Origin of the sequence: Allorhizobium sp. NPDC080224 (genome assembly GCF_050281005.1) — a bacterium.
Lineage (GTDB): Bacteria > Pseudomonadota > Alphaproteobacteria > Rhizobiales > Rhizobiaceae > Allorhizobium.
Genome location: NZ_JBNNWJ010000001.1, coordinates 751,006 through 765,142, shown reverse-complemented (window position 1 = coordinate 765,142; position 14,137 = coordinate 751,006). Strand labels below are relative to the sequence as shown.

General features: G+C 61.2%; 13 protein-coding genes. 5 read left to right on the top strand and 8 right to left on the bottom strand.

Annotation, left to right across the window (positions count from 1 at the left end; genetic code table 11):
* Window positions 1-74 precede the first annotated feature (74 nt).
* The 6 genes from mnhG to ACQKP1_RS03670 are packed head-to-tail and all read right to left on the bottom strand — an operon-like array spanning window position 75 to window position 6,081.
* Window positions 75-440, bottom strand: a complete 366-nt coding sequence (gene mnhG, locus ACQKP1_RS03695) for a monovalent cation/H(+) antiporter subunit G (protein WP_427274231.1) — start codon at window positions 438-440, stop codon at window positions 75-77.
* Window positions 437-718 (bottom strand): K+/H+ antiporter subunit F, encoded by a 282-nt coding sequence (locus tag ACQKP1_RS03690; protein ID WP_203012909.1) that lies wholly within the window; start codon window positions 716-718, stop codon window positions 437-439. The genes mnhG and ACQKP1_RS03690 overlap by 4 nt, the downstream gene beginning before the upstream one ends.
* Window positions 715-1,191, bottom strand: a complete 477-nt coding sequence (locus ACQKP1_RS03685; RefSeq protein ID WP_203012908.1) for a Na+/H+ antiporter subunit E — start codon at window positions 1,189-1,191, stop codon at window positions 715-717. Before ACQKP1_RS03685 ends, ACQKP1_RS03690 begins: the two co-directional genes overlap by 4 nt.
* The gene (locus ACQKP1_RS03680) at window positions 1,188-2,825 is read right to left on the bottom strand and encodes a monovalent cation/H+ antiporter subunit D (protein WP_427274230.1); all 1,638 of its coding nucleotides are present in this window, start codon (window positions 2,823-2,825) and stop codon (window positions 1,188-1,190) included. Before ACQKP1_RS03680 ends, ACQKP1_RS03685 begins: the two co-directional genes overlap by 4 nt.
* A gap of 2 nt (window positions 2,826-2,827) precedes the next feature.
* A complete protein-coding gene (locus tag ACQKP1_RS03675) occupies window positions 2,828-3,160 on the bottom strand; it encodes a Na+/H+ antiporter subunit C (RefSeq protein WP_006726487.1) in 333 nt (110 codons plus the stop codon).
* Entirely contained in the window at window positions 3,160-6,081 is a 2,922-nt protein-coding gene (locus ACQKP1_RS03670; RefSeq protein WP_427276391.1) for a monovalent cation/H+ antiporter subunit A, read from the bottom strand. The genes ACQKP1_RS03675 and ACQKP1_RS03670 overlap by 1 nt, the downstream gene beginning before the upstream one ends.
* A 113-nt stretch (window positions 6,082-6,194) precedes the next feature.
* On the opposite strand from ACQKP1_RS03670, the gene ACQKP1_RS03665 reads away from it, so the two are divergent.
* A complete protein-coding gene (locus tag ACQKP1_RS03665) occupies window positions 6,195-6,455 on the top strand; it encodes a helix-turn-helix domain-containing protein (RefSeq protein ID WP_425958197.1) in 261 nt (86 codons plus the stop codon).
* Window positions 6,456-6,494: 39 nt separating this feature from the next.
* Here the strand turns inward: ACQKP1_RS03665 and secD are convergent, their stop codons facing one another.
* Both secD and ACQKP1_RS03655 read right to left on the bottom strand, forming a co-directional pair.
* The gene (secD, locus tag ACQKP1_RS03660; protein WP_427274229.1) at window positions 6,495-9,008 is read right to left on the bottom strand and encodes a protein translocase subunit SecD; all 2,514 of its coding nucleotides are present in this window, start codon (window positions 9,006-9,008) and stop codon (window positions 6,495-6,497) included.
* An 84-nt stretch (window positions 9,009-9,092) separates the two neighbouring features.
* A complete protein-coding gene (locus ACQKP1_RS03655; RefSeq protein WP_427274228.1) occupies window positions 9,093-9,500 on the bottom strand; it encodes a hypothetical protein in 408 nt (135 codons plus the stop codon).
* 429 nt (window positions 9,501-9,929) lie between these two features.
* Between ACQKP1_RS03655 and ugpB the strand changes: the two genes are divergently transcribed.
* The 4 genes from ugpB (at window position 9,930) to ACQKP1_RS03635 (ending at window position 14,103) form a co-directional block, all read left to right on the top strand.
* Complete coding sequence (ugpB, locus tag ACQKP1_RS03650; RefSeq protein ID WP_427274227.1) at window positions 9,930-11,237, top strand: sn-glycerol-3-phosphate ABC transporter substrate-binding protein UgpB; 1,308 nt, start codon at window positions 9,930-9,932, stop codon at window positions 11,235-11,237.
* Window positions 11,238-11,314: 77 nt separating this feature from the next.
* Window positions 11,315-12,196, top strand: a complete 882-nt coding sequence (gene ugpA / locus ACQKP1_RS03645; protein WP_427274226.1) for a sn-glycerol-3-phosphate ABC transporter permease UgpA — start codon at window positions 11,315-11,317, stop codon at window positions 12,194-12,196.
* A 9-nt stretch (window positions 12,197-12,205) separates the two neighbouring features.
* Complete coding sequence (ugpE, locus tag ACQKP1_RS03640; RefSeq protein WP_153761468.1) at window positions 12,206-13,054, top strand: sn-glycerol-3-phosphate ABC transporter permease UgpE; 849 nt, start codon at window positions 12,206-12,208, stop codon at window positions 13,052-13,054.
* On the top strand, window positions 13,054-14,103 hold the full coding sequence (locus tag ACQKP1_RS03635; protein WP_427274225.1) for a sn-glycerol-3-phosphate import ATP-binding protein UgpC: 1,050 nt from the start codon (window positions 13,054-13,056) through the stop codon (window positions 14,101-14,103). Before ugpE ends, ACQKP1_RS03635 begins: the two co-directional genes overlap by 1 nt.
* The last annotated feature ends 34 nt before the right edge of the window (window positions 14,104-14,137 follow it).

The following is a 14,137-nucleotide window of genomic DNA, read 5'->3' as shown; positions in this document are numbered from 1 at the left end:
CACAAGTGCTGTGTTCGGAGCTCCCAAAGGGACTTTCGACGGAAGCAGCGGAGCCCGCCCCCTCTCCGCGAGGGTCAGGGCTGGTCTTGCGGCGGATTGGCCGAAGGAACGGACGTATTGCCTTCGGTGCGGTCGCGGTGCAGCGCTGCCCTCGCCAGCAGGATGAGGGTGACCGGGGTCGTCAGCGTCACAAAGACACCGATCAGGATCTCGTGCAAAACGGCGCGCGAGCCGACGATCGAGAAATAGAGGATCGAGGCCAGCATGATTGCGCCCGTGCCCCAACTCGTGCCGAGGGTCGGCGCGTGAATCCGCTGATAGAAGGTAGGCAGGCGCAACAGCCCGATGGCACCAAGCAGCGTAAGGCCCGAGCCGAGGAGCAGAAAGGTGGAGACCGCCATCACCACCCACAGAGGAAGATCGGAGACTGGCATGGTCACTCGATCACCTCACCGCGCATGAGGAATTTGGCGAGCGCCACGGTTGCCACGAAGCCCAGGAGGCTGATCACCAGGGCCGCCTCAAAATAGACCGAGCGGCCACTGCCGATCCCAAAGGTGACGAGCATCAGCATGGCGATCACATAACATGCATCAAGGGCGAGGATGCGGTCCTGGGCACGCGGGCCGATGAAGATGCGCACGGCCGCGATGATCAGGGCGAGCCCGAGCAACACCGTGGCAATCGAGACGGCGGTGAAAAGAATGATGGCACTCATTCAATGATCTCCAGCAGCAGGCGTTCGTAGCGATGCTTGATATTTTCGATCCATTGCTCCTCGTCGATCAGGTCGAGAACATGGATCAGGACGGTCTTCCTGCGTTCGTCGTAGGCAAGCCAGGCCGAGCCCGGCGTACTGGTGAGGATGACGGCCATGATGGCAAGCGCGGTCGGATGCTCGATTTCGAGCGGGACCGTGATGAAGCCCGATGTCTGCTTCCGGCGCTTGCCGCTGATCATCAGCAGGGCGACGGCAGCATTCGAGCGGATGATATCGACGAAGACGATCAGAAAAAGCTTGGGCAGCAGATACCACTTCTTCATCTTCGGCTTATCGGGCCTGAGCGAAGCCATGGCCCAGCCGCCGAAGATTGCCACGACCGATCCGAGCAGCAGATGACCAAGGGTGAAATCGTTGAGCAGCAGCCACATCAGCAAGAGTGCAAGGCTGAGAAGCGGATGAGGGATCATGGCGTGCTTCCTCCCTCAGCTTTCGTGCCGGAAGGGCTCTCGTCCTGTACCACATAGGCGTTGCGGACCGCATCGACATAGGCGGACGGGTTGGAGAGTGTCCGGATTGTCGTGTCCATATAGGTCATCGCCGGTCCTGCCTTGATGGTCAGACCCAGCGTGATCGACAGCAGTAACATCACGGGAACGAGTTCCACCACGAGCACCCGTGGCACGGCCCCTTCGATCGATCCCCAGAAGGTGCGTATGCCCGCACGGGTCATGGAGATCAGGGCCGCGACGCCTGAGAGAATGACCAGCACGATCAGGGTCCAGACGGCGATATCGGGCGTCGTGCCGATCGAGCCCGTGCCCATCATGGCAGACAGCATGGCGAACTTGGCGATGAAACCCGAAAGCGGCGGCAGGCCGGCAAGCAGGATGCCGCAGGCGGCAAAGCAGATACCGAGGATCGCCATGGTCCCGGGCATGGTCGTGCCCTCGCCGTCCTCCATGTCCGCCTCCTCGCCGTCGCCATAGGCCTCCATCGTCACCGCCAGGACGTTCGCGCCAGCATCCTGTCCGCGCTCCACCAGCTCGATCAGCATGAAAAAGGCGCTAATCGTCAGGGTGGAACTGACGAGATAAAGCAGGGCACCGGAGGAGACGACGCCGTCATTAATGCCGAGCACCATCAAGAGCGTTCCGGAGGAAACGAGGACCGAATAGCCTGCGAGACGCCCCAGGGCCTGGGATGCGAGAACGCCGATGGTTCCGAAGACGAGCGTCGCCATGCCGCCGAGCAGAAGGACCTCCGCCCCGAAGCCGGCCGAGGGACCATCGCCGAAGAGAAGCATTGTCAGGCGCAGGATGACGTAGATGCCGACTTTGCTCAGGATCGCGAACATGCCCGCCACCGGGGCGGAAGCAGCACTGTAGGCGGTCGGCAGCCAGAAGCAGAGTGGCCACATGCCGACTTTGATCAGGAAGGCGACGCCCAGCACCGCAGCGCCAGCTTCCATCAGGATCAGGCGGTCCGGCTCCATTTCCGGCATGCGCAGGGCAAGGTCGGCCATGTTCAGCGTGCCGGCGGTTCCGTAGACGAGGCTGACCCCGATCAGGAAGAAGAGGGCAGCGACCAGATTGACGGCGATGTAGTGGAGCCCGGACTTGACGCGCAGCGTGCCCGTGCCGTGCAGCAGCAATCCATAAGAGGCTGCCAGCATGACTTCGAAGAAGACGAAGAGATTGAACAGGTCGCCGGTCAGCAGCGCGCCGTTGACGCCGACCAGCAAGAGCTGGAACAGGGTGTGGAAATGGGCTCCGACGGCATGCCACTTGGCCATTGAGAAGACCAAGGCCGCGATGGCGAGGACCGCGGTCAGCAACAGCATCATCGCCGAAAGCCCGTCGATGACGAGCACGACGCCGAAGGGGGCGGCCCAGTTGCCGAGCAGATAGACATTGTCGAAACTGTTCGGTCCGCTCTCGATCAGGAAGAGAACGAGTGCATTCGCGAGCAGCAGAACCGTCGCCGTCAGGCTGACCAGCGCCTTGGTCGTCCTGTTGCGTTCGTCGATGAACAGCAGGATCGCTGCCGTCATCATCGGCAGGAGGATCGGGGTGACGATGAGGTGGTGGCTCCAGGCGATCACGGTTACTCGTTCCTCCCGTCGACATGGTCATTGCCAGTCAGTCCGCGGGCGGCGAGCAGCACGACGAGGAAAAGAGCCGTTGTGGCAAAGCCGATGACGATGGCGGTCAGCACCAGGGCCTGGGGCACGGGGTCGCTCAGCGTCGTCGAGACGACGCCATCCTCGAGGATCGGCGGCATGTTGCTCTTCACCCCGCCCACGCCGAAGATGAAGAGGTTCACTGCGTAGGACAGGAGCGACAGTCCGATGATCACCTGATAGGTGCGCGGACGCAGGATCAGCCAGACGCCGCAGGTGGTCATCAGTCCGATGGCGAGCGACAGGATGATTTCCATCAGCGCTTCTCCCCCTTGGCTTCGAGTGCTCTCAAGCGGTTGATGCGGATCGACTGGTGGGCGAGCGCCGTGAGGATCAGCACCGTCGCGCCGACCACCAGCGAAAAGACGCCGAGATCGAAGAGAAGCGCGGATGCGGCCGGCACCTTGCCCATGAGGGGTATTTCCAGATAGCGGAAATGCGAGGTGAGGAAGGGATAGCCGAGGAGCCAGGCCCCGATACCCGTGGCCGACGCCGTGAGAATGCCGGCTCCCATCCAGCGCAACGGCAGGATGCGGATGCGATCTTCCGCCCAGCGCGTGCCGCCCGCCAGATATTGCAGCAGGAAGGCGATCGACAATGTCAGACCGGCCGAGAAGCCGCCGCCGGGCATGTCGTGACCACGCATGAAGAGATAGACGGAAAGCGTGATGATGACCGGAAAGAGCCACTGCATCAGCACCGAAGGCACGAGCAAATAGTCGCGCATCATGTCGCCCGGCGACCGCTCCGGCTGGTCCGCATCGAAACGGTTCTGGCTGATCTGCTGCTCGGGAAGAGCCATGCTGTCGTCGGCCGGACGGAAACGGCGCAGCAGACCGTAGACAGTCAGGCCGACGATGCCGAGCACGGCGATCTCTCCCAGCGTGTCGAAAGCCCGGAAGTCGACGAGGATGACATTGACGACATTGCGTCCGCCGCCCTGGGTGTAGGCGTTCTCAAGGAAGTAGGTGGCAATGGCATCCGGCACCGGCATGGTCATCACCGTGAAGGCAACGACCGACATGCCGATGCCGCAGGCGATCGCCAGCGAAAGATCGCGGAAACGCCGGAACCGACTTTTCAGGGTCATGACCTCGCCTCGGTCGGGGCTGCGCTTCGGCAACCAGCGCAAGCCGAGAAGGATCAGAACGGTCGTGACGATCTCCACCAGCAACTGGGTGATCGCAAGGTCAGGCGCCGACAGCCAGACGAAGGTCATGCAGACGATCAGCCCCACCCCGCCGAGCATGATCAGGGCTGCCAGACGATGGTATTTGGCGGAAACCGCAGCGCCGATCGCAAGCGCCATGCCGACCAGCCAGAGAAGGCCAAAGGCCGGATCGATGGCGGAAAAGACGATCGGCCGGCGTTCGAAGCCCGAGAAGTAAAGCGGCAGGGTTGCCGCGACAAAACCGCTGACCACGATCCAGCGCAGTTGCGGCTGCAGATTGCGGGTGCCGAGCCGGCTTTCCGCGAGACGCGCCCAGCGCCATGAGACGGTGACCAGGACCCGTTCGAACAGGCGCTGGCCACGCAGACGACGGAGATAGGGGGGCCCATCCTCGCAACGCGACAGATAATCCCGCATCGCGACATAGAGCACGATACCACCAAGCAGAGCGACCAGGCTCATCAGCAGCGGTACGTTGAAGCCGTGCCAGACGCTCAAGCTGTATTCCGGGGTTTGGTCACCCAGCACGCTCTCAACGGCCGTCTGCAGGAACGGGCCGATGGAAAGGGCGGGCACGATGCCGACGATGAGGCAGACCACCACGAGGATCTCGATGGGAACACGCATCCAGCGCGGCGGCTCATGCGGGGTCTGCTTGGGGAGATCCTTCGGCAGTGGGCCGAAGAAGACCGTGTGGATGAAGCGGAGCGAATAGACGACGCTGAAGACGCCGGCGAGCGTCGCGACATAGGGCAGGATCACATCGAGCCAGGAATCCGCATGGGTCTCGACGGCTTCCGCAAAGAACATTTCCTTGGAGAGAAATCCGTTCAGCAGAGGCACGCCGGCCATGGCAGCACTCGCGACCATGGCCAGTGTGGCCGTTGCCGGCATGAAGCGGTAGAGGCCGCTCAGCCGCTGCATGTCACGCGTGCCCGTCTCGTGATCGATGATGCCGGCCGCCATGAAGAGCGAAGCCTTGAAGGTCGCGTGGTTGAGCATGTGGAAGATCGCCGCCACCGTCGACAATGGACTTCCGAGACTGAGGAGCGTCGTGATCAGACCGAGATGGCTGATTGTCGAGTAGGCGAGCAAGCCCTTCAGGTCCCGCTGGAACATTGCCAGGAAGGCGCCGAGCAACAGGGTCGAGATGCCGGCCAGGCCGACGATAATGAACCACTCATAGGTCCCCGACAGCACCGGCCAGAAGCGCACGAGCAGGAAGACGCCTGCCTTCACCATGGTTGCGGAATGCAGGAAGGCGGAAACCGGCGTGGGGGCTGCCATCGCATTGGGCAGCCAGAAATGGAACGGGAACTGGGCGCTCTTCGTCAAGGCACCGAGCAGGATGAAGATCAAGGTCGGCAAATAGAGCGGATGCTCGCGCACCAGTTGGCCTGAAGCCAGGATCTTGTCGAGATCGTAGCTGCCGACGATCTTGCCGAGGAGGAGCATGCCGATCAGCAGGCAGAAGCCACCGATCCCGGTGATGGTCAGGGCCATGCGCGCACCGTCGCGGGCTGCGGCATTGGTGTGCCAGTAGCTGATCAGCAGGAATGAGAAGATGCTGGTCAGTTCCCAGAAGATCGAGAGTAGGATGACATTGCCCGAGACGATGATGCCGAGCATTGCCCCCATGAAGGCCAGCAGGAATGAGAAGAACCGCGGGATAGGGTCGTCTTTGCCCATGTAGTAGCGGGCATAAAGGATGACGAGAAAGCCGATCGACGTGACCAGCATGGAGAAGATCCAGGCGAAGCCATCGAGCCGCAGGGAAAAATCCAGCCCGACCTGCGGCAGCCATTCGGCCGTGAACCGCAGGACGCCGTTCTGCGTCACGAAGGGATAGGCCGATGCCGTGAGAATCAGGGTCAAGAGCGTTGTGGCGCCCGCGACGAAGACCGGAAGATCACGGGACGTCGTATTCAGAATGAAAGCCGAGCCAAGGCTGCCGACGAACGGAAGGACCAGCAGCAGAAGCAAAAGGCTCGAAGCGTCCAGCGTTATCCCAAATCCATATCCCCCGACGAAATCTGCGCGGATGACAAAAAGCGCAGACTGGAAAACCCGCTGCAATCACCCTAAATGGTCAATATCCGCTTATATGGTCAGTTATGACGATGGTTCAATCCGCTCACCACATTGTTTTTTCGCCTGCCCTCTGTCGTGCGGCCCGTGGTTACCTGGGCTGGACGCAAGAGGAGCTGGCGCTGCAGTCGCTTGTCTCCCGTAGCACCATCCGTGACTATGAAGGCCAGCGCCATGGCGTGCACCGATCGACCGAGGCGCAGCTGAAACTGGCCTTCGAGAAGGCAGGCCTCCGCTTCACCAGCGAGAATGGTTCTCCCGGCATCTTCTGCTCTTCTCAGCCTGAAGCCTAGACGAGGCGAGCTATAAAACCAGCCCGCCTCGTGCATTGATCACACAGGCTCTACCTGCAGAGCCTCCTGATTGCGGATCTGTCTGCGGCTCCGCCAGTCTCCGAGGAACAACAGGATCGGCGCGGCAATGAAGACCGAAGACGACGCCGCGATGAAGATGCCGAAGACCATTGGCACCGCAAAGCTCTCGACCGCACTACCACCCCAGATCGCCATGGGCAGCATGGCGAGGAAGGCCGTCGCAGACGTGTAGAGGCTTCGGGCCAGCGTCTCGTTGATCGAGAGATTGATCAGGTCCCGGAAGGGCATCGCCTTGTAGAGGCGCATGTTCTCGCGCATTCGGTCATAGACCACCACCTTGTCGTTGACGGAGTAGCCGACCAGCGTCAGCAGTGCCGCGATCGCCGTCAGGTTGAAGTCGAGCCCTGTCAGCGCAAAGAAGCCGATCGTCTTCGTGACATCGAGGATCAGGGTCGCGATCGCACCGACGGCAAACGGCCAGTCGAAGCGCACCCAGATGTAGACGAGCATCGCCAGCGAAGCGAGAATGACGGAGGTCAGTCCCGCCATTGCCAGTTCGCCGCTGACCTTGGGGCCGACCACCTCGGTCCGCTCGATCCTGGCCGAGGCGTCGATCGTCTGGATCGTCTGGCGGACCTTGGTGACCGCGTCCGTCTGGGCCTGTTCTCCCCCTGGCTGCCGCTCAAGGCGCAGCATGACGTGATTGCTGTCGCCGAACTCCTGCAAGGCGACTTCGCCGAGGTTCAATCCCTCGATCCCGGAGCGCAGACGGCCTAGATCGGCGGGCCCGGTTGTCGACAGTTCAAGCTGGATGCCGCCCTTGAAATCGACGCCGTAGTTGAGGCCGGGCGTGATGAACAGAATGATCGACGAGATCGACAGAAATGCCGAAACACCGATACCGAACAGGCGCGCTTTCATGAAGTCGATCCTGGTGCCATCCTTGATCAGCTTGAACGGCAACAGCGGCTTGATGGTGATCGTCTTCAGTTTCCGGCGGCGAGCGATGGCAATCATGGCGACACGGACGACCGAGACGGCGGTGAACATCGAGATTGCGATGCCGAGGCCCATGGTAACGGCAAAGCCCCGGACCGGGCCCGAGCCGAACCAGAACAGGAGCACGGTTGCGATCAGGGCCGTGACATTGCTGTCGATGATGGTGGAATAGGCCTTGGCGAAACCGTGGTCGATGGCCGCGAAGGCCCCTCGCCCCTTGGCGGCCTCCTCGCGGATACGTTCGTTGATCAAGACGTTCGCATCGACCGCAAGACCGATGCCAAGCACGATCCCGGCGATCCCTGGCAAGGTCAGCGTCGCACCCACAATGGTCAGCCCTGCAAAGGTGAGGATGACGTTCAGCGTCAGAGCGAGCACGGCGAGCAGGCCCCAGGCACCGTAGAGCGCGACGATGAAGGCAACGACGAGGCCGAAGCCGGCAAGACCCGAGACGATACCCATCTCGATCGCATCGCCACCGAGGTCGGCGCCGACGGTGCGCTCCTCGATGACGGTGAGCTTGGCCGGCAAAGCACCGGCGCGCAAGAGTGCCGCAAGCGTATTGGCCTCATCGACCGAGAAGTCGCCGGAGATTTGCCCGGCGCCGCCTGTGATAGGTTCGCGGATGACCGGTGCGCTCAACACCTTATCATCGAGGACGATCGCGAAGGGGCGGCCGACATTGTCACGCGTGATCCTGGCGAAGCGATCGGCGCCGACACCGTCGAAGCGGAAGGAGACCACGGGCTGGCCGCCCTGCTGGTCGAACTGGACGCGCGCATCGGTGAGCCGGTCACCGGCCAGCAGGACCGTTGCCTGTACCGGATAGCTGCGACCTTCGTCATCCCTAAGCGTCTTGACGCCTGCAGCACCCGGTTCGCCGAGCAGATGAAAGCTCATTTTCGCGGTCGTGCCGAGAAGCGCCCGCAGCCGTGACGGATCCTGCTCTCCGGGAAGCTGGACGAGAACACGATCGCTGCCGACACGCTGGATGGTGGGTTCGGCCACCCCGACCTGGTCGACACGCTGGCGGATGACTTCGAGGCTCTGGTCGACCGCATGGCTGAGGCGCGCAGTGATACCCTGCTCGGTCGGCGCCATGCGCAGCGTGTCGCCGCCGCTTGTGGAAACGTCGAGCTCCGGCAGACCGCTTCCGGTCACCGTGGCGGCAGGGTTATTGAGCACCGCCAGCGCTTCTCTCGCTGCCGCAAGCTGGGCGGGATCAGCCAGCGTAACATTGAGGGCATTGTCGTCCCGGCGGATGCTGCGCGTCTGGATGCGGGCTTCGAGCAGGGTGGTACGCGCTTCCTGGGCGAGGCTCTGGAGCCATTCATCGACCATGGCAGGCCGATCCACCTCAAGAACAAGATGGGAGCCGCCGCGCAGGTCGAGACCGAGAGAGACGCGCTCATGGGGCATGAACGAAGGAAAACGGGACAGAGTTGCGTCGGAAAGCACATTCGGCAGAGCCACGAGCAGGCCGAGCACGATGACGAGCATGTAGCCCATCACCTTGGTGATAGAGTTCTTCATTTGACAATCCAGCATGATGCGACCGCTGCTTGACGAGCAGTGGCGCAAACGGTTCGAGCCATCACGGAGATGGCGGCAAAACGGTCAGGCGAGGGGCTGGATCGTCGGGGGTGCGCGCGACCGATAAGCAAGCGGCGGGCGAATGACGGCGCGGTCGGAAAGGATCCGTTGAACGAGATCGCTGTGTCGGCTCGTCTGGAAAGCGTGGATCTCGGGGACAACAAAGCCATCACCCGCGTCGCCGGGCTTCAGCTTCGGTCGTGAAGACCGTTCGGAGGCGCTGACATAGCGCGTGTCGCTCACGGCGCCGGCGACGAGCTGCCCGGCATCCGAGAGGGTCAGAACCCTTGCGTTGGAGGATCCGTGCTGAAGACGACCGAAAGCATCGCCGCCGAACACCAGGAGCAGCGAGGCAAACAGACTTGCAATGACGGCTTTGAGGTGAGCGCGCTGCCGAAGCGGCGTGTGATGCCTCAGGTCTTGATCGTCCATGATCGTCCTTCCGAGGATGGATGTGGCATATTCGAAAGCATTTTTCCACCCGGCAAGCTCAAGCATCCTCTATTGTCGGACCGCTCATCTTCAACCAGCGTTCGGGTCGATGGGTCGCGCTTTCACGTGCATGTGATCGAGATGCCGTTCATCCGGCCTTTGCGAAAGTGGTCGCGAGGGATCGAGAAGGCGAGCCTTTTGCCGACCTGATGCCCTCTCCGCCCGCGTTTTCAATAGCATCAGATCGCGATCTTTGATTGTGCACAGCTCGGGACAACCGACTGTCACAATTTCGTTGCAGGTTCATATGTTTTCGTTTTGAATGTGGGACGCTTCAAACGAAGTACGCTCACGCAGATCTGGGAGGATCTTCGTAGGGCTAGTCTGGCCAGCCTGTCGCTTGGCCAGGTGGAACATCAGGGAGGCACCATGTCCACGAAACGTTTCGCTGCATCCGCGGCGACCCTCGCCCTTTCGCTTTCTTTCGGCTCTTCTGCCTTTGCCGCGACCGAACTGCAGTGGTGGCATGCCATGACCGGCGCCAACAACGAAGTTGTCGACCAGCTGGCCAAGGAATTCAACGAAAGCCAGAGCGAGTACAAGATCACGCCCGTTTTCAAGGGTACCTATCCGGAAACGCTGAATGCCGGTATCGCCGCATTCCGTTCCAAGCAGCCGCCGGCCATCATTCAGGTCTTCGACGCTGGCTCGGGCGTGATGATGGGCGCAGAAGGCGCCGTCGTTCCGGTCGCCGAGGTGCTGCAGAAGGGTGGCTTCGAGTTCAACAAGTCCGACTATCTGGCCGGCATCGTTGCCTATTATTCGAAGCCTGACGGCACCATGCTGTCCTTCCCCTACAATTCGTCCTCGCCAGTTCTCTACTACAACAAGGACGCCTTCACGAAGGCCGGTCTCGATGCAGAAAACCCGCCGAAGACCTGGCCGGAAGTCTTCGAAGCCGCGCGCAAGATCAAGGACAGCGGCGCTGCCCCTTGCGGCCTGACCTCCACCTGGCTGACCTGGATTCAGACCGAGAACTTTGCAGCTTGGAACAACGTCTCCTACGGCACCAACGAAAACGGTCTTGCCGGTGGTACCGTCGAACTGAACGTCAATTCTGATCTCTACGTCCAGCACTTCCAGTCGATCGCCGATCTGGCCAAGGACGGTGTGTTCCGTTACGGCGGCCGCACCTCGGAAGCCAAGCAGCTTTTCCTTTCGGGCGAATGCGCGATCATGACCGAGTCCTCCGGTGGCCTCGGCGACATCGTAAAGTCCGGCATGAACTACGGGATCGGCCAGCTTCCCTACTATGACGGCAATGGCCCGCAGAACACGATTCCGGGCGGCGCCAGCCTCTGGGTCTTCGGTGGCAAGAGCGATGAAGAATACAAGGGCATCGCCCAGTTCTTCAACTTCCTGTCGCAGACGGAAATCCAGGCACGCCTGCACCAGGTTTCCGGTTATCTTCCGGTGACCAACGCCGCCTACGAGGCGACCAAGTCCTCGGGCTTCTACGAAAAGAACCCGGCGCGTGAAACGCCGATCCTGCAGATGACCGGCAAGGCACCGACTGAAAACTCCAAGGGCGTGCGTCTGCCGAACCTGCCGCAGGTTCGCGACATCATGAACGAAGAATTCGAAGCCATGTTGGCCGGCTCGCAGGATGCCAAGACCACGCTCGACAAGATCGTTGATCGTGGCAATGCGGCCATCGCAGCCGTTTCCAGCAACTGATCTGACCAAATGACGACACTGCCCGCATCGCAAGGTGCGGGCAGTGCTTTTTCCATGGCCGGCTGAGGAGCATCGCCTTGCACACGGTTCACTTCCCGAACAAAATCCTGCCCTACCTGCTCTTGGCGCCGCAGATTATCCTGACGCTGATATTTTTCTTCTGGCCAGCAAGCCAGGCGATCTATCAGTCCATGCTGAGGGAAGATCCGTTCGGGCTAAAAAGCACCTTTGTGGGCTTTGCCAATTTCTCCAACATTCTGTCCGATCCGAACTACCTGCATTCGTTTCAGGTGACGATCGTCTTCAGCGCACTGACGGCTCTCGTCTCGATGGCGGTCGCGCTGCTTCTGGCGACAGCGGCCGACAAGGTGGTCCGCGGGCAGACCTTCTACCGCACGCTGCTGATCTGGCCCTATGCCGTAGCGCCTGCCGTTGCCGGCATGCTGTGGCTCTTCATGTTCAACCCGGCCATGGGAACGCTTGCCTATCTGTTGCGCTCGACGGGTTTCGATTGGGATCCGCTTCTGAAGGGCGACCAGGCCATGGCGCTCATCGTCTTCGCAGCCGCCTGGAAACAGATCAGCTACAATTTCCTGTTCTTCGTTGCAGGCCTTCAGGCAATCCCGAAGTCGCTGATCGAAGCGGCCGCGATCGACGGGGCCCGCGGCAGCCGACGGTTCTGGACCATCATCTTCCCGCTTCTGGCGCCGACAACCTTCTTCCTGCTGGTCGTCAACACGGTCTACGCCTTCTTCGATACCTTCGGCATCATCCACGCCGTCACCGGAGGTGGCCCGGCCAAGGCGACCGAAACGCTGGTCTACAAGGTTTACAATGATGGCTTCGTCAACCTGAACCTCGGCTCATCCGCAGCGCAGTCCGTGATCCTGATGATCATCGTGATCGGCCTGACTGCCTTCCAGTTCCGCTTCGTCGAGAAGCGGGTTCATTACGGCTGAGGACCGGACATGATTGAAAAACGCCCCATCGCCAATCTGATTGGCCACCTTATCCTCGTCATCGGCATCATCGTCGTTGCCTTTCCGATCTACTACACCTTCATCGCGTCCTCGATGAGTTCGCAGGACATCATCCGGCCGCCGATGTCGCTGCTGCCGGGCGACCATCTGGTCGAAAACTACACGGAAGCCATGTCCGGCGGCGTCGAACGCGTCGTCGGCGTCAGCCTCGAACGGCTGCTGTTCAATTCCTTCGTCGTCGCGATTGCGATCGCCGTCGGCAAGATCATCATCTCCTTCCTCTCGGCCTTCGCGATCGTCTTCTTCCGCTTTCGGTTCCGGATGTTCTTCTTCTGGATGATCTTCATCACCCTGATGCTGCCGGTCGAGGTGCGCATTCTGCCCACCTACAAGGTCATCGTTGATCTCGGGCTGATCGATACCTATGCGGGGCTCACACTCCCCCTGATGGCGTCGGCGACGGCAACCTTCCTGTTCCGGCAGTTCTTCCTGACGATACCGGGCGAGCTCGTTGAAGCTGCGCGCATCGACAATGCGGGGCCGTTCCGCTTCATGAAGGACATCCTGCTGCCGCTGTCGACCACCAATATCGCAGCCCTCTTCGTGATCCTCTTCATCTATGGCTGGACCCAGTATCTCTGGCCGCTTCTGGTAACGAACGATGCCAAGATGAACACCATCATCATCGGCCTTCGCCGCATGGTCGATTTTACCGACGCCTCCACGCCCTGGAATTACGTCATGGTTACGGCGATCCTCGCCATCATCCCTCCCATCATCGTTGTCGTTCTGATGCAGCGATGGTTCGTCAAAGGTCTTGTGGAGACAGAAAAGTAATGGCCCAGATTGTTTTGAACGATGTCCGCAAGATGTATGGCAATGTCGAAGCCATCAAAGGCGTGTCTCTGGAAATCGCAGATGGCGAGCTGGTTGTTCTCGTCGGCCCATCCGGCTGCGGCAAGTCTACGCTGCTGCGCATGATTGCCGGCCTTGAGAGCATTTCAGGCGGCGAGATCGCGATTGGCGACCGTGTCGTCAACCAGCTGGAACCATCCGAGCGCGACATTGCCATGGTGTTCCAGAACTACGCGCTCTATCCGCACATGACGGTTCGCCAGAACCTGGCCTACGGTCTGAAGAACCGTAATACGCCGAAGGACGAGATTGATCGTCGCATCGAGCAGGCGGCCAAGGCACTGGAGATCGAGCAGTTCCTGGAGCGCAAGCCCCGCCAGCTTTCCGGCGGCCAGCGTCAGCGCGTTGCCATGGGTCGCGCCATCGTCCGCGAGCCGGCGGCTTATCTCTTCGACGAACCGCTGTCGAACCTTGATGCGAAGCTGCGCGTGCAGATGCGCGTCGAGATCAAGCGGCTGCAGCGGTCGCTCGCCACAACCAGCGTCTACGTGACCCACGACCAGATGGAAGCGATGACGCTCGCCGACAGGCTCGTGGTGCTGAATGCCGGGAGAATCGAACAGGTGGGCACCCCGATCGAGCTTTACGAGCGTCCGGCAACGACTTTCGTGGCGACCTTCATCGGTTCACCCTCGATGAACCTGCTGCAGATGACGACGGCGACCGGTAGCTGGTCGATGACGTCGGAAGCGTCGGTTCCGTCAGGCACCGCGACCCTCGGCATCCGCCCGGAAGACCTCCACCTGATCACGGACGTGCCGGGGGATGAGATCTTCACCGCCAGCGTCAAGGTCGCTGCTGTCGAACTGGTCGGGGCGGAGAGCTACGTGCATGGTACGCTTGCCGATGGCAGCGACATCGTCTTCCGCGTGGCGGGTCGCTCGCGGATCGAGATGGACGACTTGGTGCAGATCGGCGCGAAGGCATCGGACCTGCACTACTTCGACGCAGACGGCGCGCGTCTCAACTGAGACCATCCGTTCGATACATCAGCGGGGCCTTCCG